The following is a 23221-nucleotide window of genomic DNA, read 5'->3' as shown; positions in this document are numbered from 1 at the left end:
GGGAGACGACCCGGGCGGGGACGACGGTGGCGGAGCCGCCGCCAAGCACGCGGGCGTCGCGGGCGGCGGCGCCGATCAACGCGACCCGGCCGGGCCGGGGTGCCGTCGGAGGGCGGCGGTGACGCCATCGAGCAGGGAGACGACCCGGGCGGGGACGACGGTGGCGGAGCCGCCGCCAAGCACGCGGGCGTCGCGGGCGGCGGCGCCGATCAACGCGACCCGGCCGGGCCTCGCGGCAGCACGCCGTTCTCGTTACGCACGAGGACGAAGGAGCGGCGGGCGATCTCGCGGGCGAGCGCCTCGCCGTCGACGGGGCCGGGCAGGTCGGTGACGACCGGTCCCTGACCCCCGCCGCCTCGGCCTTCCCGGACTCGGTACGGGAGGCGACGGCGAAGATCGGCGTCCGAGCCCCACACGAGCCCCGCGCCCCCATCCATGGCGTGGACCCCACACCTCACGCGATACTGCGGCCGTCCGGCACCGACCCCCCACCGCGACGGAAGGCCCGAACACCCTTGACATCCATACCCGTTCGCCTCGGCTTCCTCGGCCTCGCCCTGCTGGCCGGCCTCACCACCCCGACGGCCGCGAGCGCCGCCCCGGCGGCACCCGCTCCCACCGTCGAGGAGCAGCGCCTCGACCGTGCGGTGCCCCAGGAGATCCTGCGCCGCTCCGGATTCGACACCGTGGCCCCGCGATTGGCGCGGGCCCTCGACGGGGCCCGCTCCTACGGGGAGGCCCGCCGGGCGGTCACGCGCGAGGGCACGCGGCTGTGGCAGCGTGCGGTCGATCGGGCGCAGGGGCGGGGTCCCCTCGCCGGGGACCTCAGCCGCGACGACGACCGGCCCCTGTACTGGGCGCGGCTCGGCATGACACGTGCCGTGCGCACCTGGGAGCCCGAGTTCGGCCTGACGGACCGGCAGCGGGCCGCGGTGCTGGACGAACTGGAGCGCGCCTCGCGCGGCCAGGACACCATCGGTTATCCGCACGGCAAGGGCCTGAAGCGGATCCTGCTCACCGGCTTCGACCCGTTCACGCTGGACCGGGACATCCGTATCTCCAACCCGTCCGGCGCCACCGCGCTGGCCCTCGACGGCACGGTGATCGAGACAGCGGACGGTCCGGCCCGGATCGAGACGGCCGTCTTCCCGGTGCGCTGGCGGGACTTCACCGACGGCACCGTGGAGCGGACCCTGCGGCCGCGCCTGCCCGAGGCCGACCTGTTCGCGACGGTGAGCCAGGGTCGCGTCGGGAGGTTCGACATCGAGCGGACCAACGGGGCCTGGCGGGGCGGCTTCGGGGACAACGACGGCATCGGCCGCACCGAGACCGTGCCGGTCAGCGACCCGGCCTCGCAGCCGCAGTGGACGACGACCACCCTGCCCCACGCGGCGATCGTCGCCGCGCACACCGGCCGCTTCCCCGTGTACGACAACACCGGCGTCACCGAGATCCCGGCCGGCGGCACCGAGCCCGTCGTACGCCCCGACGGGCCGACGCCCGGCTCCACCGCTCGCGCGGGCGGTGGCGGGGACTACCTCTCCAACGAGATCGCCTACCGGGCGACGCTGCTGCGGGACCGGCTGGGGCTGCACGACACCCTGCCGGGCGGGCATGTGCACACACCGGTGCTGCAGTTCGGCGCCGGGAACGCCACGGAGATCACCGACCCGGAGTTCGTGCGGAACCGGCTGGACATCATCGCCCAGGTGAGGGCGATCCTGAGGGTGGCTGCGGAAGGGGCGTGACGGCCCCGTCGCCCTTCTCGCCGCCCGCGCCGCCCTCGTCGATCTCCTCGCCCAGCAGGTCACGTGCCATGAGGGTGGCGCCCGCGACCGCGCCCGGCATCAGGAACACCGCGACGAACGGCACCAGGAAGGACGCCGCGAGCGGCGTGCCGAAGCCCCAGACCAGGGTCTTCCGGGAGCGCAGCAGGGTGAGGCGGGTGCGCAGTTCGACACCGCGGCGCTGGAGGGCGACGGCGGTCAGTTCCTCGGTGAGGAAGAACCCGGTGACGAAGAATCCGAGCACCGGGACGACCGTCTGCCCGACCACCGGGATGAAGCCGCAGGCGAACAGCAGCACACCCCACAGGGCGGCCCGCAGCACGATCCGGAGGCTGTCGCGGGCGGAGATCCACAGTTCGCGCCAGAGCGGCAGGCCCGACTCGGGGGCGTGCCCGTCCGGCGACACGTCACGGTCGACCTTCTCGGAGAGGCTTTCGTAGAAGGGCTGCCCGATCAGCAGGGTCACCGCGGTGAACGTCACGACGGCGAGGAGCAGGGCCAGGGCGAACAGTACGGCGGTCAGGAAGCCGCGGAAGAGGCCGAGCCAGGGGCCGGACCAGCCGTCGGCGAAGGGCGTCGCCCAGGTGACGGCGTCCTCGCCCCACTGCGCCAGCGCGACCAGCGCCGCCGCGTACAGGACGAGGGTGATCAGGCCCGGGAGCAGCCCGAAGCCGTAGCTCCTGCCGTGCCGGGCCACCCATCGCTGGCCCTTCAGGAGGTACCGGAAACCCGTCCCTAGATCGCGCATGGGGAAACCCTATCCGGGCCCCTGTCGCGCTCTTGACGCGCTCCGGTCACACCGCGGTCACAGGCCGCCCGGATCGGGCGGGGCGCGCCGGGTGGAGCCATCCGGGTCACCGGTGACACCAAGGCGCCCTTGTTGCCGTTGAGTCGAACCGGTACACCTCGCCGTACCGATCTCAGGAAGCCCCAGGAGGAGGTACGCGTGCGCACCACGAGAACCGTTCCTGCGAGACCCGCGCTGATCGTCACCCTCGCCCTCGCCACGGCGGGGGCACCTCTGCTCGCCCCCGGCACGGCCGGCGCGGACCCGAAGCCCGTCACCCGGGAGGGTGCCGGTGCGGACGACCGGGCGGCCCGGGCACCCGAGAGCGCGGCCCTCAGGGCCCTGGCCGCCCCGCAGGAGGCCTCCGGCGCGACGGCCGACCGTGGTTACCCCCGCCGCCGGACCCTCTCCCCCGACCCGGAGAACCCGGGCGACAGATCCCTGAAGCTGGGCCTCACGCCGTACCACGCGATCGCCCCGAAGCTGAACGCGCTTCAGCGCCTCGGCGACCGGGTGAGTGTGGAGGTCACCGGCCGCTCGGCCGGCGGCCGGCGGCTGTACCTCGTCACCGTCACCGCCCCGGAGAGCGCCCGGCAGGCCCGCGCCCAGGAGCGGATGCGCGAGCTGATCGGGAACGCGCCCGCGGCGGCGGCCAAGTCCCCCGAGATCAAGCGTGATTACAAGACCCCGGTCTTCGTCAACAGCAACATCCACGGCAACGAGTGGGAGGGCACGGACGCCTCCCTGAAGGTCATCGAGCAGCTCGCGACGGCCCGGGACGCCAAGACCAGGGACCTCCTCGCGCACAGCCGCCTGTACTTCAACATCACGGCCAACCCGGACGGCCGCATCGCCGGAACCCGCGCCAACGCCAACGGGTTCGACCTGAACCGGGACTTCGTCACCGCCTCCCAGCCCGAGACGCGGGTGATGCGGCAGATCGAACTCGGCAAGCAGCCGGCCGTCCTGCTCGACCTGCACGGTTACGTCAACGGCACCCTCATCGAGCCGACCACTCCCCCGCACGGCGAGAACTACGAGTACGACCTCTTCCTGAAGAACACCTACGCCAACGCGCTCGGCATGGAGTCCGCGGTCGACGCCCTCGGCTACACGCCCGCGAAGGACGGCGTCGAACCGGCGCAGATCCCCTTCCGCGACCAGCAGGAGGGCTGGGACGACTGGCCGCCGATCTTCACCCCGCAGTACGCGGCCTTCCACGGCACGGTGGCCGCCCACACCGTGGAGATCCCGCTGGCGGTGAACAACGAGGAGTACGACGAGCTGCCCGTCCCGGAGCTGCGCCGCCGCGCGGCGATCAACACGGCCGTGGCCGGCGCGGCGATCCGCGCGACCCTGACCCACGTCCGCGAGCACCGCGGCACCCTGATCACCGATCAGATCGAGGTCTTCCGCCGCGGCGCGACGGGAGCCCCGCAGGTGCCGGTGTCCCCGGAGACGGTCCCCGGCGTCCCCGGGATCGGCCCGGAGGACGTCTACACGACGACGTTCCCGCGCGCCTACGTCATCCCGCCCGGCACGGCCCGTACCCAGCGCTCGGCCCCGGCCGCGGCGCGCCTGGTCGATCATCTCCTCGCCAACGACGTCCGTGTCACCCGCGCCACCCGCCCCTTCCGGCTCGCCGGACGGACCTACCCCGGCGGCTCGTACGTCGTCGACATGCACCAGCCCAAGCGCGGCATGGCGAACGTGCTGCTGGCGGACGGCCGGGACATCAGCGACGAGGTGTCGGTGATGTACGACATCTCCGGCTGGAGCCTGGGCCGTTTGTGGGGCGCCACCGTCGAGCGGGTGCCCTCCGGCAGCCTGCGGGGCGCGCCCCTGCGCGCGATCGGCCAGGCCACGCCCGTCGCCCACGTGCCCGCTCGTGGCGGTCTCCGGCTGCGGCTGACCGATCCGCGCGAGGTCGCCGCCCTCAACTCGCTGCTGCGGCGGGGCGTTCCGGTCCGCGGCGCGACGGACGGCAGCGTGATCGTCCCGGCGTCGGCCCGCCGTGCGGCGCTCACCGCCGCCCGCGCCCACGACGTCTCCTTCTCGGCGACGCGGGACACCGGCACCGCACGGCTGCACCGCCTTCGCGTCGCCGCCGCCGTCACGCCGGGTGAGCTGTTCGCCCTGCGGGAGATGGGCTTCGACGTCACACCGGTCTCGACGGCCGTCCTGAACGCGGGCTTCGACTGGTCGGGCACGGACGTGCTGTTCGTGTCCGCCGGGCTGGACCACGCGGCCCTGACCGCCCCCGCCCGCCAGGCCCTGGAGTCCTTCCTCGACGGCCATGGCCTGGTCGGCCGGGGCGCGACGGGAGCGGCCCTGAACGCGGCGGCGGGCCTGCTGGCCGTCAAGCCGGTGGAGGGCAACAAAGACGCCAACGGCGTGGTGCGGGTGACGAACTCGGGCGCCCTGACGCGCGGCGCGCCGGCGCACGGCTTCGTCTACGCCCCGCTCTGGTTCACCGACCCCGGCCCGGGCGTCCGCGTGGAGCAGTCGTACGCGACCGGGAACCCGCTGGTCTCCGGGCACTGGCGGCCGCTGCCCGGCGGCTTTGGTGGTCCGGCCGGCGCCGCCGGACAGGCGTCGGTCGTCAGCGGAGGCCAGACGGTCCTTTTCGGTACCGAACCACTCTTCCGGGACCATCCCAAGGGGGAATTCCCGCAGGTGGCGAGGGCATTGTTCACAGTGGCACACAGCGGTTCAGTTGAGGAGAGCGGATGACGCAGGAGATCCACGGCACCGTGGCGGACGGCTTCGAGGCGGTGCGCGAGGAGTTCTCCGCGTTCGTCGCCGGGGAGCGATCCGACTACGAGGGGCAGCTGTGCGCCTACGTCCGCGGCCGCAAGGTCGTCGATCTGTGGGTGGGGACCGGCGCGGACGCCCTCTACGGTGTGTTCTCGTCCACCAAGGGCGCCGCCTATCTGGTCGTGGCCCTGCTCGTCCAGGACGGCACGCTCGAACTGGACCGCAAGGTGACGTACTACTGGCCGGAGTTCGCGGCCGAGGGCAAGGGCGCCCTGACACTGCGGGATCTGCTGGCGCACCGGGCGGGCGTGGTCGGCACGGACAGCGGCTTCACCCTCGCGGAGCTGGCGGACGACCGCCAGCTCGCCGAGCGCCTCGCCGACCAGCGGCCGTTCTGGCGCCCCGGCACGGCGTTCGGCTATCACGCCCTGGTCGCCGGGGCCCTGGCCGGTGAGGTCGTCCGCCGCGCGACCGGCCGCACGCTCCAGGAGCTCTACCAGGAGCGGATAAGGAGCCCGTACGGCCTGGACTTCCACCTGGGGTTGCCCGCGCCCGAGGAACGCCGCTTCCGCGGCACCCAGCCGATGGACCCGACTCCCGAGCAGCAGGCCCTCCTCGACGCCACGCCCTCGGGTCCGCACGCGCTCGCCTCGATCGCGTTCAACGGCAACGCGGCGGAGCCGACCGACCTGGTCTCCCTTCCGAACATGCCGCTGATCCGGGCGAAGGGCCCGGCATCGGTGGGCGGGGTGGCCTCCGCACGGGGCCTGGCGGGGATGTACGCCGCGGCGATCAGCGAGGTGGGCGAGCAGCCGGCGCTGCTGAAGCCCGACACGGTGGCGGAGTTCGGCCAGGTCCACTCGGCCGGTTACGACCTGGTGGCCCGGGCGCACAAGTCGTTCGGGCTGGGCTTCCAGATGACGGCTGACACGTGGTACCCGTTCCTCGGGGCCGGGACGATCGGGCACAGCGGCGCGGGCGGCTCCCAGGCGTTCGCGGACCCGTGGAGCGGCCTCGCCTACGGCTACACGCGCCGCAGGTTCGCCTTCCCCGGCGGGGCGGCCCCGGAGAACAACCGCCTGGTGCGGGCGGTCCACGCGGCGGCGCTCGCCCTCTGAGCCCGGGCACGGGCAAAGGCCGCACCCCACGTCCAAGGGTGCGGCCTCCGTCTGTGCAACGACCGTCGTCAGACCAGCGTCACGGTGATGTCGCCGCGCGTCCCCTTCGAGTACGGGCACACCTCGTGGGCCTTCTCGATCGGCGACCGGGCGGTGCGCCGGCCGGCCTTCGGGATGCCGGCCGCGTCAGAGCTTGACGATCATCTTCCCGGTGTTGTCGCCCCGCAGCACACCCAGGAACGCCTCCAGGTTGTTCTCGATGCCCTCGACGACGGTCTCGCGGTACTTCAGCTCGCCGGAGGCGACCCAGGGGGCGACCTCCTGCACGAACTGCGGCTGGAGGTCGTAGTGGTCCCCGACCAGGAAGCCCTCGATGCGGCCGCGGGTGGCGATCAGGCGGGCGAGGTTCTTCGGTCCCGGGGCGGGCTCGGTGTTGTTGTAGACGGAGATCATGCCGCAGACGGCGATCCTGCCGCCCTCGTTGAGGGAACCGATGGCCGCCTCCAGGTGGTCACCGCCGACGTTGTCGAAGTAGACGTCGATCCCGTCGGGGGCGGCGGCGCGCAGCTGCTTGGCGACGGGCCCGTCCTTGTAGTTGAAGGCGGCATCGAAGCCGTACTCCTCCACGAGGAGCTTGACCTTCTCGTCCGACCCGGCGGAGCCGATGACCCGCGAGGCGCCCTTCAGCTTGGCGATCTGCCCGACCTGACCGCCCACGGCACCGGCGGCGCCGGACACGAAGACGGTGTCGCCCTCCTTGAAGGCGGCGGTCCGCAGCAGACCCGCGTAGGCGGTGAGGCCGGTCATGCCCAGCACACCGAGGTACGTCGACAGCGGCGCGGCCTCCGGGTCCACCTTCACGGCGTTCTTCCCATGGACGACCGCGTACTCACGCCACCCGAAGAAGTGCAGCACGTGATCCCCGACGGACAGCCCCTCGGCGTTCGAGGCCACGACCTCGCCGACCGCGCCGCCCTGCATGACCTTGCCGATCTCGAACGGGGCGACGTAGGACTTCGCGTCGCTCATCCGGCCGCGCATGTACGGGTCCACGGAGAGGTACGTGTTCCGGACGAGGACCTGCCCCTCGCCCGGCTGCGGGACCTCCACCTCGACGAAGGCGAAGTCCTCGGGCTTCGGCCAGCCGACGGGGCGGCTCGCCAGGTGCCACTCGCGGCTGACGGCGGGGAGGGTGGGGGTGTCGGTCATGATGCGCCTTACCTCACTGGCTCGATGAATGTTTCAGTACCTGAAACAACCATGCTCCTGAAAATTTCAGGTTGTCAAATAAACGGGTACCCTGGACGCATGGCCTCCACCACACCGACTCCCCGCGACACGACCAGCCGCCCGGATCCGTTGACCCTCGAGGTCGTCGAGCTGATCGGGGAGGTCGTGGCGCGGTTCCACGAGGACTACGAGTCGGCGGCGGCGGAGCATGCCCTGACCGGCGCACAGGCACGGCTGCTCAGCCTGCTGTGTCTCGAGCCACTGCCCATGCGGAGGCTGGCCCAGCAGCTGAAGTGCGAGCCGTCCAATGTGACGGGCATCGTCGACCGGCTGGAGGCGCGGGGGCTGGTCGAGCGGCAGCCGGCTCCCGCCGACCGGCGGGTGAAGGTGGCGGCGGCCACGCCGGAGGGGCGGCGGGTGGCCCGGAGCCTGCGGGAGTCACTGCGGTTCGCCCGGGAGCCCCTGGCCGGGCTTTCCGAGGATGAGCGGGTGGCGTTGCGGGACGCGTTGCGGCGGATGCTGGGCTGAGTCGGGGGCGGTGCCGTCAGCTTGCGGCGGCATACGACCGCCTGCCCCGATGGCTCCGCCAGCACGGTATCGCCCACCGCATCGCCGCAAGGAGACCGAGTCCTCGAAGCGGTTGGGCCGTCACCGCCGGGTCGTAGAGCGACCGGTGACGTGGCCGGCAGGCCGCCAGCGCCTGCGCCGCCGAACGAGAGCGAGCACTTCCTCGCCTTCGTCGGCATCGCCACAGCCCACATCCTCGACCGCCGTCCGGACAGGGCGTCACACTGACGACGGTGATGATCCGACTGGATACGCCGGCCTGCCCGTACCGGCTGAAGGGGCCACGATGAGCCAGTACTTCGACATGGGCGACGAGACCCTGTGGAACCCGTCCCATGGGGCCTCCCGCATGTTCCGGCGGCACGTAGCGGTGTTCGAGGCGGAACTGGAACTCTCGTCGGGTATCGGCCCCATGGAGAACGACGAGTGCCAGATCGACTTGGTCACCTTCGAGACCTTCGTCAACGCCCTGCTGGCGCACCATCGAGCAACGAGCCACGCCATCGTGCTGACACTCTCCGACGGCTTCACCGCCACTGTGCTGGCCCTCGCAGAGCGCGCCGGAATCGAGGTGGACTGGGCAGAGCTCGGCGCCGCCCCGGACGGCCCGCTCGAAGACGCGCAGGTCTCGGCCGTCACAGGGATGTCCGCCCCGCCGGAAGGCGGATCTTGGGCGGCGGGCCTGCGCGAGAAGGCACGCGAGCTGGGTCGCCGCATGCCCCGCTGACCGGGGCAACCGCGCCCGACGAACCGATTGCCCGTCCGCCACCCGAGAGTTCACCATGAGGAACGTCGTTCAGGTGCACCACCACAGGAACCGGTTGCACGTCTGGGACGGGCTCGGTTCCGGTTCGGGAGCCGGGGTGGTCGGGTCCGAGGTCGGCGTCGGGGCCGGGGCCGGGGCCGGCGGAGCGGCCGTGGGTGCGGCGGTCGGGCGGCCGGGGGAATCAGCCGCCGTGGCCGACTCGGCGTCCTCGCTCGGCTCGTCGCCCGTCGGGGACTCCGAGGCGCCGTCCTTCGGGGACGCCGACGTGGAGGGTGACCCGGATGCGTCCGGGGACGGGGAATCCGACGCGCCGCCAGCTCCCGCCTCGCCGCCCGGGGCGCCACCCGGCTCCGCCACCTCGGCCGACGCATCTCCGTCCGGGGACTCGCCTCCGGCCGCGGCCGGCCTGGGCGCGGAGGCCGGGGCGTCCATGCCGAGCTCTGCCAGGCTCAGGCCCCCCGCGGCCAGCACGAACCCGGCTGCCACGAAGAGGGCCCGGCGCCGGCGCCGGCGGTGTGCGGCGGCCTTGCGGTCCCGCCGGCTCGCCGCGCCCGGGCCGTCGGCGGCCGGCCCTCGACCCCGCCCACGACGCCGCACGGCACGACCCAGCTGCTCGCCGTCGCCGCCGTCTTCGTCCTCTTCATCGTCGCCACCGCGTACGCCGTCCGGCGCATACGACTCCGCAGGCCCTTCCGGGGCGCCGTCCGCGCTCCCGGACGCGGTGACGCCGTAGCCGTCGTACTCCGGCTCGGGCCGGCGCAGCGCTTCGGCCGAGGTGCCGCACCCCGGGCAGGCAAGGGCGCCGTTGAGGTGCCGACGGCACGGGTCGCAGTAGTCCATGACGCGGGAAGATTAAGTTCCGCGCCGGTCACGTTCCTAGATCCATCTGTGAAGGTTCTGTAGGGACACGGTCCCTCCATGGGGTCGAAACTGTCGAAAGCGTTATGTGCGCGACCCATTGACACCCCCGCCGCGAGATCCTTACTGTCACGCCAGCATTTCGAACGTGTGCCGAAATCTCGAACAGACTGGGTCGCCGGAGCGCGAACGGGATGCTGACGCAACACACTGACAGAACCGAGCCGACGAAGCTGCGAGGGAAAACCGCCGTGCGCATCACCGGAATCAGCACACACGTGGTCGGGACGCCGTGGCGCAACCTGACCTACGTCCAGGTGCACACCGACGAGGGCATCACTGGAGTCGGCGAGACCCGGATGCTGGGACACACCGACGCCCTTCTCGGTTATCTGAAGGAGGCCGAGGCCAATCACATCCTCGGCTCCGACCCCTTCGCTCTCGAGGACCTCGTCAAGCGTATGAAGTACGGCGACTACGGCCGTGCGGGCGAGATCGTCATGTCCGGTATCGCCGTGATCGAGATGGCCTGCTGGGACATCAAGGGCAAGGCCCTGGGCGTCCCCGTCTGGCAGCTGCTGGGCGGCAAGGTCACCGACAAGGTCAAGGCGTACGCCAACGGCTGGTACACCACCGAGCGGACCCCGGAGGCCTACCACAAGGCCGCCCAGGGGGTCATGGAGCGCGGCTACCGGGCGCTCAAGATCGACCCCTTCGGCACCGGCCACTTCGAGCTGGACCACCAGCAGACCCTGTACGCCGTCTCCCTGATCGAGGCGGTCCGCGACGCCATCGGCCCCGAGGCGGAGCTGATGCTGGAGATGCACGGCCGCTTCTCCCCCGCCACGGCCGTGCGCCTGGCCAAGGAGCTGGCGCCGTTCAAGCCGGCGTGGCTGGAGGAGCCGGTCCCGCCGGAGAACCTGAAGGCGCTGGAGAAGGTCGCCGCCAAGGTCGACATGCCGGTCGCCACCGGTGAGCGCATCCACGACCGGATCGAGTTCCGGGAGCTGTTCGAGAGCCAGGCCGTCGACATCATCCAGCCGGACGTCGGCCACATCGGTGGCATCTGGGAGACCCGGAAGCTCGCGGCGACCGCCGAGACGCACTACATGCTCGTGGCCCCCCACAACGTGGGCGGGTCGGTCCTGACCGCCGCGTCCCTCCAGGTCGGCTTCACCTCGCCGAACTTCAAGATCCTGGAGCACTTCAACGACTTCGCCGACGCGGAGATCAAGAAGGTGGTCAAGGGCGCGCCGCAGGTGAACCCGGAGGACGGCTGCTTCCACCTCTCCGACGCCCCGGGCCTCGGTGTGGAGCTGGACGTCGACGCCGCCGCCGAGTTCCCCCAGCAGCAGGCCCGTTTCGACCTGTGGGCGGAAGGCTGGGAACAGCGAAAGCCGAAGGGCTCGCAGTGAGCACCGCTGTCGTCATCGACGCCCCGGGCGAGCACCGGCTCGTCCCGCACGAGCCCCGGGTGCCCGAGGCGGGCGAGGCCCTGGTGCGGGTCCACGCCTCCGGGATCTGCGGCAGCGACCGCGAGGTCTACCAGGGCAACCGCCCCGAGGGCTATGTGCGCTACCCGCTGACCCCGGGCCACGAGTGGTCCGGGACGGTGGAGGCCGTGGGCGCCGGTGTTCCGGCGTCCCTCGTCGGCCGCAAGGTCGTCGGTGAGGGCTTTCGAAACTGTCAGGTCTGCGACCGCTGCCACGCGGGCGACACGACCCTGTGCACGGCCGGGTACGAGGAGACCGGGTTCACCCAGCCGGGCGCGATGGCAGCGACGCTGACCCTCCCGGCCCGCCTCCTGCACGCCCTCCCGGACGACTGCGACCTCACGGCCGCGGCCCTCCTGGAGCCCGCCGCCTGCATCGCGGCCGCCGCGCTGAAGGGCAACGCGCAGCCCGGCGAGCGCGTCGCCGTGGTCGGCACCGGCACCCTCGGGATGTTCGCCGTGCAGTTCCTGAAGGCGAACTCGCCGGCCGAGCTGCTGGTCGTCGGCACCCGCCGGGACCGCGAGGCGCTGTCGCGACAGTACGGCGCGACGGACTTCCGGACCAAGGACCAGGAGCTCCCCGACGACTTCGACGTGGTGATCGAGACGGCCGGGTCCGCGGACGCCGCCCGGATCTCGGCCGGTCTGCTCAGGCGCGGCGGCCGACTGGTCCTGACCGGCATCCCGGCGCCGGACGCCGACGGCCTCGACCCGACCGACCTCGTCGTACGGCAGCTGGAGGTGCACACCGTCTTCGGTGCGCCGCCGGACGCCTGGGCGCACACGGTGCGGGTGTTCGCCGCCGGTCTGCTCGACCCGCTGCCGCTGGTGACGCACGAGCTGCCGCTCGCCGAGTTCTCGCAGGCCATCGAGCTGGTCGGGGCCGGCGATCCGAAGGTGGGCAAGGTCCTGCTCCGCCCCTAGACGTACGCCGGTACGGGTGCGACCTGACGGCGCCCGTACCGGCGTACACCCAGTTTTGCCGTACCCCTTGCCCCGGCGCCCCAGAGCCGCGAACATCGTCCGACATATCGAACCGAAGGACATTCCCGTGACCGACGCTTCCGCCCCGGCAGCACGCAGGCCCGGTGAGCAGGCGCTCACCGCCCTGGGCCTGAACGCGCCCGCCCCCGATCCCGCCGACGCCTCTCCGCACTCCTTCCCCGGCGGTGGCCGCTGGCGCACCGAGATCCCCTCCTGCGAGGGTCCCGAGGCCCTGGCAGTGGTCCTGAAGGAGGCCTCGCGGCTGGACGTTCCGATCCACCGGATCAGCCAGGGCAGCGGCGTGTGGATGCTGTCCGACGCCGAGATCACCGAGATGGTCGAGGCGACGGCCGAACGCGACATCGAGCTGTGCCTGTTCACCGGGCCGCGCGGCACCTGGGACATCGGCGGGTCCACGCGTACCGACTCGCGGGGCGCCGGACTGCGTGCCCGCGGCCACGACGCCGTCGCCGGCTGTGTCGAAGACGCCGTCAGGGCGACGGAGCTGGGCGTCCAGTGCCTGCTCGTCGCCGACGAGGGCGTGCTGTGGACGCTGCACCGGGCCCGGGCCGCCGGGATCATCCCGGCCGACACGACGCTGAAGGTCTCCGCGCTCATCGGCCCCGTCAACCCGGCCGCGTACGCGGTCTACGAGCGTCTCGGCGCCGACTCGGTCAATGTGCCCAGCGACCTGACGCTCGATCACCTCACCGAGATCCGCCGGGTGTCGAGCGCTCCGATGGACATGTACATCGAGGCTCCCGACGACCTCGGCGGCTACGTCCGGATGTACGAGGTGGCCGAACTCATCAGACGCGGGGCGCCGTTGTACCTGAAGTTCGGCCTGTCCAAGGCCCCCGGGATCTACCCGTACGGGCACCACATGCGGGAGTTGACGCTGGCCACCGCCAAGGAGCGGGTGCGCCGCGGCCGGCTCGCCCTGGACCTGCTCGCCCGCCACGGCGCGGACGGCGACATGGCACCGCTCGGGTCCCGGCTGCCCGGTGATCTGCAACGGTTCGAAATCTCGGCATAACGTTCCGGAAACTCGGCTTCACAAAAGAAGACACAGCCGACCACAATCCGACACATCTCTTCTCGGTCTTTCCGGCACGACCACCCGGAGCCTTCGCGCCCCTCAGACCGAGCCCTGCCACAGATCAAGGATGACGATCATGCGTAACCGCCGAGCCGCCCTCACCGCCATAGCCGGAGCCGCGTCCCTCGCCCTCACCCTGTCCGCCTGCGGTCAGAGCAGCGAGGGTGGCGGCAAGGAGGCCGAAGGCGACACCAAGGGCGCCACCATCGGCATCGCGATGCCGACCAAGTCCTCCGAGCGCTGGATCGCCGACGGCAAGAACGTCGTCGCGGACCTGGAGTCCAAGGGCTACAAGACCAAGCTGGTCTTCGGCGAGGACGACCCCGACCAGCAGGTCTCGCAGGTCGAGAACCTGATCACGCAGGGCGTCAAGGCGCTGATCATCGCCGCGATCGACAACAAGTCGATGAACAACGTGCTCCAGCAGGCCAAGGACGCGAACATCCCGGTCATCTCCTACGACCGCCTGATCCTCGGTACGCAGAACGTCGACTACTACGCCTCCTTCGACAACGAGAAGGTCGGCGAGCTCCAGGGCAGCTACATCGTCGAGAAGCTCGGCCTGAAGGACGGCTCCAAGAAGGGCCCCTTCAACATCGAGCTGTTCGCCGGCTCCAACGACGACAACAACACCCGCTACTTCTTCCAGGGCGCGATGAACGTCCTGCAGCCCTACATCGACAAGAAGCAGCTCGTCGTCCGCTCCGGCCAGACCAAGCTCAACCAGGTCACCACCCTGCGCTGGGACGGCGGCACCGCCCAGAAGCGCATGGACGACATCCTGACCTCGGCCTACAAGAGCCAGCGGGTCGACGCCGTCCTCTCCCCCTACGACGGCATCTCCATCGGCATCCTGTCGGCGCTGAAGTCCGACGACTACGGCTCCAAGAGCAAGCCGCTGCCGGTCGTCACGGGCCAGGACGCCGAGGTCGCCTCGGTGAAGTCGATCATCGCCGGGCAGCAGTCGATGACCGTCTACAAGGACACCCGCCAGCTCGCCAAGGTGTCCTCGAACATGGTCGACGCGCTGCTCAACAAGAAGAAGCCCGAGGTCAACGACACCAAGACCTACGACAACGGCGTGAAGGTCGTTCCCGCCTACCTGCTGGAGCCGGTCGCGGTCGACAAGTCGAACTACCAGAAGGAGGTCGTCGACTCCGGGTACATCAAGGAGAGCGACCTCAAGTAGTCCCCGCCACCGACCGACGATTCACCACTGATTGGAAGGCACGACCATGGCGGGACCCGTCCTGGAAATGCGCTCGATCGTCAAGACCTTTCCCGGCGTCAAGGCGCTGTCGGACGTCACACTGACCGTCCAGCAGGGCGAGGTCCACGCCATCTGCGGGGAGAACGGCGCCGGCAAGTCGACGCTCATGAAGGTCCTCTCCGGCGTCCACCCGCACGGCACGTACGAGGGCGACATCCTCTTCGAGGGTGAGGTCTGCCAGTTCAAGGACATCCGGGCCAGCGAAGAGCGCGGCATCGTGATCATCCACCAGGAGCTGGCGCTGGTGCCCTACCTCTCCCTCGCGGAGAACATCTTCCTCGGCAACGAGCACGCCACCCGGGGCATCATCAGCTGGACCGAGACGCTGCGGCACGCCACCGAGCTGCTGCGCCGGGTGGGTCTCGCCGACCACCCCGACACCCGCGTCGCCGACATCGGCGTGGGCAAGCAGCAGCTCGTGGAGATCGCGAAGGCCCTGTCGAAGAAGGTGAAGCTGCTCATCCTGGATGAGCCGACCGCCGCCCTGAACGACGAGGACAGCGGGAAACTCCTGGACCTCATCCTGGAGTTGAAGAGGCAGGGCATCACCTCGATCATCATCTCCCACAAGCTCAACGAGATCCGCAAGGTCGCCGACTCGGTGACGATCCTCCGCGACGGCCAGACCATCGAGACCCTCGATGTGAAGGCCCCGGAGACCACCGAGGACCGGATCATCAGCGGCATGGTCGGCCGCGACCTGGAGAACCGCTTCCCCGAGCGGTCTCCGCACGAGCCCGAGGAAGGCGCGGCACCCGCCCTGGAGATCCGGGGCTGGACCGTGCACCACCCGATCGACCAGCAGCGCAAGGTGTGCGACGACGTGTCGATCCACGTGCGGCGCGGGGAGATCGTCGGGATCGCCGGTCTGATGGGCGCCGGCCGCACCGAACTCGCGATGAGCGTCTTCGGGCGGACCTACGGCCGGTACGCGGGCGGCACCGTCCTCAAGGACGGCAAGGAGATCCGTACGAAGTCCGTCCCCGAGGCGGTCAAGCACGGCATCGCGTACGTCACCGAGGACCGCAAGCACTACGGCCTCAACCTCATCGACACCATCAACCGGAACATCTCGCTGAGCGCCCTGGGCAAGGTCGCCAAGCGCGGTGTGGTCGACGAGCACGAGGAGCGGCAGGTCGCCGAGGGCTTTCGCAAGTCCATGAACATCAAGGCGCCGACGGTGTTCGAGCCGGTGGGCAAGCTGTCCGGCGGCAACCAGCAGAAGGTCGTCCTCAGCAAGTGGATCTTCTCGGGTCCGGACGTGCTGATCCTTGACGAACCGACACGCGGTATCGACGTCGGCGCCAAGTACGAGATCTACACGGTCATCGACCAGCTGGCCGCCCAGGGCAAGGCGGTCGTCTTCATCTCCTCCGAGCTGCCCGAGCTGCTCGGCATGTGCGACCGCATCTACACGATGGCCGCGGGACGGCTGACGGGTGAGTTCTCGCGGGCCGAGGCCTCCCAGGAATCGCTGATGCGTCAGATGACGAAGGACAAAGAGGTAACCCGATGAGCACGGACGTGACCGCCAAGAGCCCGGCCCCCGCGCCGCCGGGCAAGAGCGGAGGGGCCGCGGCCGACGGCCTGCTGCAGCTGGTGATCGACGGCATGCGCCGCAACATGCGGCAGTACGGCATGCTGATCGCCCTGGGCCTGATCGTGGTCCTGTTCGCCGTCTGGACCGACGGTGACCTGCTGCTGCCGCGCAACGTCTCCAACCTGGTGCTGCAGAACAGCTACATCCTGATCCTCGCGATCGGCATGATGCTGGTCATCATCGCCGGCCACATCGACCTGTCGGTCGGCTCACTGACGGCCTTCGTCGGGTCGATGGCCGCCGTGTTCATGGTCAAGCAGGACCTGCCGTGGCCACTCGCCGTGGTGCTGTGCCTGGCGGTGGGCGCGGTCGCGGGTGCCGTACAGGGGTTCTTCATCGCGTACGGCGGCATACCGTCGTTCATCGTGACCCTGGCGGGCATGCTGATCTTCCGCGGTCTGACGGAGATCTTCCTGGAGGGCCAGACCCTCGGCCCGTTCCCGGACGGACTGCAGAAGGTCGCCAACGGGTTCCTGCCCGAGGTCGGCCCGAACACGAACTACCACAACCTCACCCTGCTGCTGGGCTTCGCGATGATCGCCTTCGTGATCTTCCAGGAGGTCCGTGACCGCAAGCGGCAGCAGGAGTTCGACCTGGAGGTCCCGCCCACCAAGCTGTTCCTGCTGAAGCTGGTCGCGATCGGCGCCGCGGTGCTGACGCTCACCATGCTGCTGGCCAGCTACAAGGGCGCCCCGATCGTGCTGCTCATCCTGGGCGTGCTGCTCGTCGGCTTCGGCTACGTCATGCGCAACGCGATCATCGGCCGCCACATCTACGCCATCGGCGGCAACCTCCCGGCGGCCAAGCTGTCGGGTGTGAAGGACAAGAAGGTCACCTTCCTGGTCTTCCTGAACATGGGCATGCTCGCGGCCCTGGCGGGTCTGGTCTTCGCCGCCCGCTTCAACGCGGCCTCCCCCAAGGCCGGCCTCAACTTCGAGCTGGAGGCGATCGCGGCCTCGTTCATCGGCGGTGCGTCGATGAGCGGCGGTGTCGGCACCGTGCTCGGCGCGATCATCGGTGGCCTGGTCCTGGGCGTGCTGAACAACGGTATGAACCTCGTCGGCATCGGTACCGACTGGCAGCAGGTCATCAAGGGCATGGTGCTCCTGGCGGCGGTCGGGTTCGACGTGTGGAACAAGCGCAAGGTCGGTTCGTAAGCCAGATGGGGGCCCCGCCGGGGAGGCGGGGCCCTCTCCTCATCGGGAGCCGCACACATGGAACTGAACAGACGCACGGTCATCGCGGGGGCCGCGGCGGCGGGCTTAGCCGCCACCACGCTCGGCGGCACGGCACAGGCCACGGGAGGAAGGAAGCCGGTGAAGACGCTCTTCGGCAAGCTGGCCGACGGCACCAAGGTCCACAGCTGGTCGCTGGAGAACGGCGGCACCCGCCTGAAGGTCCTTTCCTGGGGCGGTGTCGTCCAGTCCCTGGAGATCCCCGACCGTCGCGGCCGGTACGCCAACGTCTCCGCGGGCTTCGACAACCTCGAGGACTATGTCGCGAAGACCCCGTACTTCGGTGCGCTGATCGGCCGTTACGGCAACCGCATCGGCAAGGGCAAGTTCACCCTCGACGGCAAGACCTACCAGCTGTCCGTGAACGACGGCGAGCAGAGCCTGCACGGCGGCGCCCAGGGATTCGACAAGCGCGTGTGGGACGTCGAGCCGTTCACCAAGGGCTCCGACGTCGGTCTGCGCCTGCACTACACGAGCGTCGACGGCGAGATGGGCTACCCGGGCACGCTCAGGACGAAGGTGACGTACACGCTCACCCGGCACGGCGACTGGCGCATCGACTACGAGGCCACCACGGACAAGGCCACCGTCGTCAACCTCACCAGCCACGTGTACTGGAACCTGGCCGGCGAGGGCAGCGGCACGATCGAGGACCACGAGCTGCACATCGCGGCCTCCCGCTACACGCCCACCGACGCGGGCCTGATCCCCACGGGCGAGCTGGTCAAGGTCGCGGGCACGCCGTTCGACTTCACCCGGGCCAAGCCGATCGGCCGGGACATCCGCGCCTCGCACCCGCAGCTGGTGACCGCCAAGGGCTTCGACCACAACTGGGTCCTCGACAAGGGCATCACCGCCCGGCCCGAGCACGTCGCGACCCTGCGCGACCCGGCTTCCGGCCGCAGCCTGAAGATCGCCACGAACGAGCCGGGCCTGCAGTTCTACTCCGGCAACTTCCTCGACGGCACGCTGACCGGCCCGTCGGGCCGCACCTACCGGCAGGGCGACGCCCTGTGCCTGGAGACGCAGCACTTCCCGGACTCGCCGAACAAGCCGAAGTTCCCGTCGACGGTGCTGCGACCGGGGCAGACCTACCGGACGACCACGATCCACACGTTCGGCTGCTGAGGCCGCCGACAGGCCTTCACAGAAGGAGCACAGGTTCCACCGATTTCCCGACGGTTGAACAGTGCCCCTGTGGTCTCCGTATGAGAGGGCGGCCCGCGCTCCCCCGCGCGGGCCGCCCTTGCACATCGGGCCCGGCCGTCCCCAACGGGCCCGCCTCATACGGAGGTTCCATGGCCGACAACGTCACGTCGCTGTTCCGCAGTACCGCGGCACACAGCCCGTCGATGGCGGCTCTGACACGTGAGGGCGGCGAGGGAGCCGGCCCCGTGGACTTCTGTATCCCCTGCAACCCGTACTTCCCGACCCCGGCCATGTTCGAGGACATGGCGGGCCGGCTGCGCGACATCATCACGTACTACCCGAGCAGCGCAGACACGATCACCGCCGAGCTGTGCAGCCTGCTCCAGCTGCCCCCGCAGTGCGTGGCCATGGGCAACGGCTCGACCGAGCTCATCACCTGGATCGACCACCTGCTGGTGCGCGAGTCCCTCGCCGTCCCCGTCCCCACCTTCGGCCGCTGGACCGACCAGCCCATGGAGACCGGCAAGCGGGTCGACATGTTCCCGCTCCAGGAGTCCAGCGGCTTCGCCCTGGACCTCGCGCAGTACGCCGAGTTCATCCGGGCCCGCGGCACCCGCGTCGCGGTGATCTGCAACCCGAACAACCCCGACGGCGGCTTCCTCCACAAGCACGCCGTCGTGCAGTTCATGGACGCCATGGCCGACCTCGACCTGATCGTCGTGGACGAGTCGTTCCTGGAGTTCGCGGACGCCGAGGCCGAGCCGTCCGTCGTCCAGGAGGCGATGCTGCGGCCCAACGTCGTCGTGCTGCGCAGCCTCGGCAAGAACTTCGGCCTGCACGGCATCCGCTTCGGCTATCTCGTCGCCAACCCGGCGCTCGCGGGCCGGGTCCGCTCGATGCTCCCGAAGTGGAATCTCAACTCCTTCGCCGAGCACGTCGTCTTCATGCTGAAGGAGCATGGCGCCGAGTACGCGCAGAGCCTGCAGCAGGTGCGGCGCGACCGCCTCGACATGGCCGGCCAGCTCTCCTCCCTGCCCGGGCTGACGGTCTACCCGTCGCAGGGCAACTTCCTCTTCGTGCGCCTCCCCGTGGGCGCCGAGGGCACCGTGGTCCGGGACCGGATGCTCACCGAGCACCGGATCCTGGTCCGCGAGTGCGGCAACAAGATCGGTTCGTCCAGTCGCTTCCTGCGTCTCGTGGTGCGCCCCCAGGTGGACGTGCGTCGCCTGGTGTCCGGCCTGGAACAGGTGCTCTACGGGACGTCCAGGAGGGGAGCCGCCGTACCCGAGCTGGGCAACGGGACCAGCTACAGCTCGGGTACGGCGGCCGTGGACCGTCTGGTGAGCGAGACGAACGGGTCGGGCATGCGAGGGCTCGCGGCGCAGGCCGTGGGGATGGCCGCGGTTCCGGCCGCCGCCGGGGGGCCGGGGCTCGCCGCGGCTCCGGCTGCCGCGAGCGCCGGGGCGGGCGGCCCGGGGTTCTCCCCCGCGCCGGTACCCGCGCCTGCGGCCGCGAGTACCGGCGTCGGCGGTGGACCGGGGCTCGCCCCGGCCCCGGTACCCGCTCCGACCACCGGCATCGGCATGCCGCTCCCCGCCGCCGCGTCCGCCGTACCGGCGGGCACGACCGGTGGGATGCCGATGCCGGCTGCGGCGCAGATGCCCCAGCCGCAGATGCCGCAGCCCCAGCCACAGCCCCAGCCCCAGATGCCGCAGCCCGCTCCCCAGCCGATGGCCGCCCCGGCGCCGCCCCTGGCGCCCGCCGCCCAGGTCCCGGCGCCGGTGCCTGCCCCGGCGCCGGTCCCGGCCGCCGCGCCCGCGCCGACACCGATGGCCGCCCCGTTCACCGGGCCCACGCCGCCCGGTGTCCCGGCCCGTGGCGGCCTGACGGCCGCGCAGGTGCGGGGTACCAACGGGCTGACACCGGCGCCGGCCACGGGGTGGCCCGCCGCGCAGAACTGGCCCAACGCGGCGGGGATGGGGCAGGCCGGATAGCGCCTTCTCGCCACAGGCGGATTCTGTGACCGCAGGGGCGTGGGATCCCTCGTGGCTTGTCGCACGGTTCCCCGCGCCCCCTGAGGTGACTACACCGCCGTCAGCTTCCACTGCTGGCAGTTGTTGTTGCGCCATGTCCACTGGCGTACGTCGGCGCTGTCCGCCGTGGAGCAGTCGGCGACGTCGGCCACCTTGCCCGTGGCCTGGTTGACGATGCGGACGTGGCCACCGTCCGTGGCGACGAACCGGAACCGCTGGCAGGTGTTGTTCAGCCAGGACCACTGGCGCAGGTCGGCGCCGTCGGCGGCCGAGCAGTCGGCGGTGTCGAGGACCTTGCCGGTGGCGACGTTCACCAGCCGGTGCGTGTCGTCGCCGAGGTCCTCCAGGCGCCAGCGCTGACTGGTGCCGCCGTTGCAGGTGTACTGCGCGACGTCGGCTCCGTCGGCCGACGAACCACCCGCCACCGCCATGCACTTGCCGCTGTTGCGGTTGGTGACCGTGTAGGTCGTCGCGGCGGAGGCGGGTTCGCCGGAGGGCCCGGCGAGCGAGGCACCCAGCCGTACCGGGATGCCGAGGTTCGGCGTGCCGTCGGAGTTCCAGGTGAACTTCTGCGCCCGGGTCGTACGGCCGTTGTCGCAGCCTTCGGAGGCGGAGTCGTTGGCGTGGTGGACGATCCAGTTCTCGCGGCCGTCGGGCGAGGTGAAGAAGCCGTTGTGGCCGGGACCGTAGACGCCGCCCGCGTCGCTGCGCTGGAAGACGGGCGTGGACTTCTTGGTCCAGGAGGAGGCGGACAGCGGGTTGGAGCCGGTCAGCTCCAGCTGCCCGAGTTTGTAGTCGGGCGTCCAGCAGCCGCTCGCCGAGTAGATCAGGAAGGTCCGGCCGTTGCGTTGCAGGATCTCCGCGCCCTCGTTGACCGTGCCGCCCTGCCGCTCCCAGGCGTACGTCGGGGTCGAGATCGTCGAGTACGAGCCGCTGACGGTGTACGGGTTGGACATCGGGGCGATGACGACGTTCTGCGTCCCGCCCGTGTTCGCGCTGCCGAGCATGTACAGCCTGCCCCCGACGTTCAGCACGCTCGGGTCCAGCATCCACGCGCTGTTGAGCTGCCCCTTGTAGGTGTACGGCCCCATGGGGTCGGACCCGGCGCTCTCCAGCACGTGGCTGCGCTGCGTCGGGTTGTAGTCGGAGACGTTCTGCCCGGCGACGTAGTACAGGTACCAGCGGCCGTTGAGGAAGTGCAGCTCCGGCGCCCAGATGTTGCAGCAGCGGGAGGCGGCGTCGCCCTTCCACACCTGCACACTGGGCGCGGTGGAGAGCCCGGCGAGGGTGGTGGACTTGCGGATGGTGATGACGTCGGTCCAACTGGTCGTCACCAGGTAGTAGTTGCCGTCGTGATACGAGATCCAGGGGTCGGCGCCCTTGACGGACTTGACCGGGTTGGCGAACGAGGCGGCGCTCGCGGAGGACTGGCCGACGGACAGGGCCAGCAGCAGCGCGGCCAGGAGGGTCAGTATGCGACGGGCCATCCGCTGCTCCAGTTCAGAAGGTTGATGCCGAGCTTGGGTGTGCCGCCGGCGTTGCCGTCGTAGTAGTGGTAGACGATCAGGTCACCGTCGCCGTCGTTCATGATCGACTGTCCGCCCGGGCCGATGACGTTGCCGTGCGACTCGAGGACGGGCGTGCCGCCGTTGTTCATCAGGTCGACGCCGTTCTTGTCGCGGTACGGCCCGGTGACGCTGGAAGCTCGCCCGACCTTCACCTTGTACGTCGAGCTCGTCCCGTTGCAGCAGGTGTCGTACGAGGCGAAGAGGTAGTAGTAACCGCCCCGTTTGACGATGAAGGGCGCCTCGACGGCCTTGGTCCCGGTGGGGCGGGAGGCGAGCGAGTACCGGGTGGTGTGGGAGGCCAGCTGCTTCCCGGTGGACGGGTTGATCTGGACCATCTTGATCCCGGTCCACCAACTCCCGAAGGACATCCACCACTTGCCGTCGTCGTCCACGAAGAGGTTCGGGTCGATGGCGTTGTAGTCGCTGGAGGAGTTCGAGGTGTGGACGGTGCCCTGGTCGGTCCAGCTGCCCGGCCGGCCGGTGCTGGAGGTCGCGAGGCCGATGGCGGACGTGTTCGAGCCGAACTTCGAGACGGAGTAGTACATCAGGTACTTGCCGCCGTGGTACGAGATGTCCGGCGCCCAGGCCTCCGGGACGGACGAGTAGTTCCGCCACCAGCCCGGCCTGCTGGAGAAGGCGTCGGCACCGTTGCGGAAGGCGGTGCGGTCACTGCTGGTCTTGTGGGAGATGCCGCCGCCGGTGGCGTAGAGCAGGTACTGGCCGGACGAGGTGCGGATCATCGACGGGTCGTGGGTGACGACGTCACCGGTGACGCGGCCCGGGTTGGGGTAGGCGGACGCCGTGCCCGGAATCAGCGCCAGGAGGGCGGCGGCGGGGAGGGCGAAGAGAGCGGTTCGCCTGCGGAAGGTGCGGGGACTGCGGCTCATGCGGGTCCTCTCCTTGCGGTGGGAGGAAAGGCTG

Annotated in this window: 18 protein-coding genes and 2 pseudogenes; 13 read left to right on the top strand and 7 right to left on the bottom strand. The window is 70.5% G+C overall.

The genetic code is table 11. From position 1 onward, the window contains the following. Positions 1–108: 108 nt before the first annotated feature. A pseudogene (locus ACIQHQ_RS03190) lies at positions 109–338 on the bottom strand (glycoside hydrolase family 3 C-terminal domain-containing protein); the annotation flags it as partial. A gap of 177 nt (positions 339–515) precedes the next feature. On the opposite strand from ACIQHQ_RS03190, the gene ACIQHQ_RS03185 reads away from it, so the two are divergent. Then, positions 516–1748, top strand: a complete 1233-nt coding sequence (locus ACIQHQ_RS03185) for a pyroglutamyl peptidase (RefSeq protein WP_402609532.1) — start codon at positions 516–518, stop codon at positions 1746–1748. Here the strand turns inward: ACIQHQ_RS03185 and ACIQHQ_RS03180 are convergent. Further along, positions 1699–2535 (bottom strand): EI24 domain-containing protein, encoded by an 837-nt coding sequence (locus ACIQHQ_RS03180; RefSeq protein WP_402609530.1) that lies wholly within the window; start codon positions 2533–2535, stop codon positions 1699–1701. The two genes, ACIQHQ_RS03185 and ACIQHQ_RS03180, sit on opposite strands and share 50 nt — an antisense overlap. Before the next feature lie 198 nt (positions 2536–2733). On the opposite strand from ACIQHQ_RS03180, the gene ACIQHQ_RS03175 reads away from it, so the two are divergent. Then, positions 2734–5307 carry a M14 family zinc carboxypeptidase gene (locus ACIQHQ_RS03175; RefSeq protein ID WP_402609528.1) on the top strand — a complete coding sequence of 858 codons (2574 nt, stop codon included), beginning with the start codon at positions 2734–2736 and terminating at the stop codon, positions 5305–5307. Then, entirely contained in the window at positions 5304–6449 is a 1146-nt protein-coding gene (locus ACIQHQ_RS03170) for a serine hydrolase domain-containing protein (protein ID WP_402609526.1), read from the top strand. The genes ACIQHQ_RS03175 and ACIQHQ_RS03170 overlap by 4 nt, the downstream gene beginning before the upstream one ends. Positions 6450–6517: 68 nt before the next feature. Here the strand turns inward: ACIQHQ_RS03170 and ACIQHQ_RS03165 are convergent. Together ACIQHQ_RS03165 and ACIQHQ_RS03160 are read right to left on the bottom strand one after the other, a co-directional pair. Next, positions 6518–6607: pseudogene (locus ACIQHQ_RS03165) on the bottom strand (organic hydroperoxide resistance protein); the annotation flags it as partial. Between the two features lie 28 nt (positions 6608–6635). After that, entirely contained in the window at positions 6636–7658 is a 1023-nt protein-coding gene (locus tag ACIQHQ_RS03160) for an NADP-dependent oxidoreductase (RefSeq protein ID WP_402609524.1), read from the bottom strand. A 99-nt stretch (positions 7659–7757) separates the two neighbouring features. Here ACIQHQ_RS03160 and ACIQHQ_RS03155 point away from each other — a divergent pair, with 99 nt between their 5' ends. Then, positions 7758–8207 (top strand): MarR family winged helix-turn-helix transcriptional regulator, encoded by a 450-nt coding sequence (locus tag ACIQHQ_RS03155; RefSeq protein WP_402609522.1) that lies wholly within the window; start codon positions 7758–7760, stop codon positions 8205–8207. 325 nt (positions 8208–8532) lie between these two features. Further along, positions 8533–8973: a DUF6086 family protein gene (locus ACIQHQ_RS03150; RefSeq protein WP_402609520.1), complete on the top strand. Its 441-nt coding sequence runs from the start codon at positions 8533–8535 to the stop codon at positions 8971–8973. A 69-nt stretch (positions 8974–9042) separates the two neighbouring features. Here ACIQHQ_RS03150 and ACIQHQ_RS03145 read toward each other — a convergent pair whose 3' ends face one another. Then, complete coding sequence (locus tag ACIQHQ_RS03145; RefSeq protein WP_402609518.1) at positions 9043–9852, bottom strand: hypothetical protein; 810 nt, start codon at positions 9850–9852, stop codon at positions 9043–9045. Positions 9853–10121: 269 nt separating this feature from the next. Here ACIQHQ_RS03145 and ACIQHQ_RS03140 point away from each other — a divergent pair, with 269 nt between their 5' ends. From ACIQHQ_RS03140 to ACIQHQ_RS03105, 8 genes are all read left to right on the top strand, one after another. Then, positions 10122–11285, top strand: coding sequence for a mandelate racemase/muconate lactonizing enzyme family protein (locus ACIQHQ_RS03140; protein WP_402609516.1), 1164 nt, complete (start codon positions 10122–10124; stop codon positions 11283–11285). Continuing rightward, positions 11282–12286 carry a zinc-binding dehydrogenase gene (locus ACIQHQ_RS03135; RefSeq protein WP_402609514.1) on the top strand — a complete coding sequence of 335 codons (1005 nt, stop codon included), beginning with the start codon at positions 11282–11284 and terminating at the stop codon, positions 12284–12286. Before ACIQHQ_RS03140 ends, ACIQHQ_RS03135 begins: the two co-directional genes overlap by 4 nt. 127 nt (positions 12287–12413) lie before the next feature. Then, positions 12414–13382 (top strand): hypothetical protein, encoded by a 969-nt coding sequence (locus tag ACIQHQ_RS03130; RefSeq protein ID WP_402609512.1) that lies wholly within the window; start codon positions 12414–12416, stop codon positions 13380–13382. A 139-nt stretch (positions 13383–13521) separates the two neighbouring features. After that, complete coding sequence (gene chvE, locus ACIQHQ_RS03125) at positions 13522–14634, top strand: multiple monosaccharide ABC transporter substrate-binding protein (RefSeq protein ID WP_402609510.1); 1113 nt, start codon at positions 13522–13524, stop codon at positions 14632–14634. A 46-nt stretch (positions 14635–14680) separates the two neighbouring features. Next, positions 14681–16231, top strand: coding sequence for a multiple monosaccharide ABC transporter ATP-binding protein (gene mmsA / locus ACIQHQ_RS03120; protein WP_402609508.1), 1551 nt, complete (start codon positions 14681–14683; stop codon positions 16229–16231). After that, positions 16228–17472, top strand: coding sequence for a multiple monosaccharide ABC transporter permease (gene mmsB / locus ACIQHQ_RS03115; protein WP_402609505.1), 1245 nt, complete (start codon positions 16228–16230; stop codon positions 17470–17472). The genes mmsA and mmsB overlap by 4 nt, the downstream gene beginning before the upstream one ends. A 57-nt stretch (positions 17473–17529) precedes the next feature. Further along, the gene (locus ACIQHQ_RS03110; protein WP_402609503.1) at positions 17530–18678 is read left to right on the top strand and encodes an aldose epimerase family protein; all 1149 of its coding nucleotides are present in this window, start codon (positions 17530–17532) and stop codon (positions 18676–18678) included. A gap of 170 nt (positions 18679–18848) precedes the next feature. After that, entirely contained in the window at positions 18849–20693 is a 1845-nt protein-coding gene (locus ACIQHQ_RS03105; protein WP_402609501.1) for a pyridoxal phosphate-dependent aminotransferase, read from the top strand. A gap of 89 nt (positions 20694–20782) precedes the next feature. Here ACIQHQ_RS03105 and ACIQHQ_RS03100 read toward each other — a convergent pair whose 3' ends face one another. Next, positions 20783–22219, bottom strand: coding sequence for a family 43 glycosylhydrolase (locus ACIQHQ_RS03100; RefSeq protein WP_402609499.1), 1437 nt, complete (start codon positions 22217–22219; stop codon positions 20783–20785). After that, a complete protein-coding gene (locus ACIQHQ_RS03095) occupies positions 22201–23187 on the bottom strand; it encodes an arabinan endo-1,5-alpha-L-arabinosidase (protein ID WP_402609497.1) in 987 nt (328 codons plus the stop codon). The genes ACIQHQ_RS03100 and ACIQHQ_RS03095 overlap by 19 nt, the downstream gene beginning before the upstream one ends. Positions 23188–23221: the final 34 nt, after the last annotated feature.

The organism is Streptomyces sp. NPDC092370, assembly GCF_044755265.1.
Classification (GTDB): Bacteria; Actinomycetota; Actinomycetes; order Streptomycetales; family Streptomycetaceae; genus Streptomyces.
This window is presented reverse-complemented; position numbering and strand designations above follow the sequence as displayed.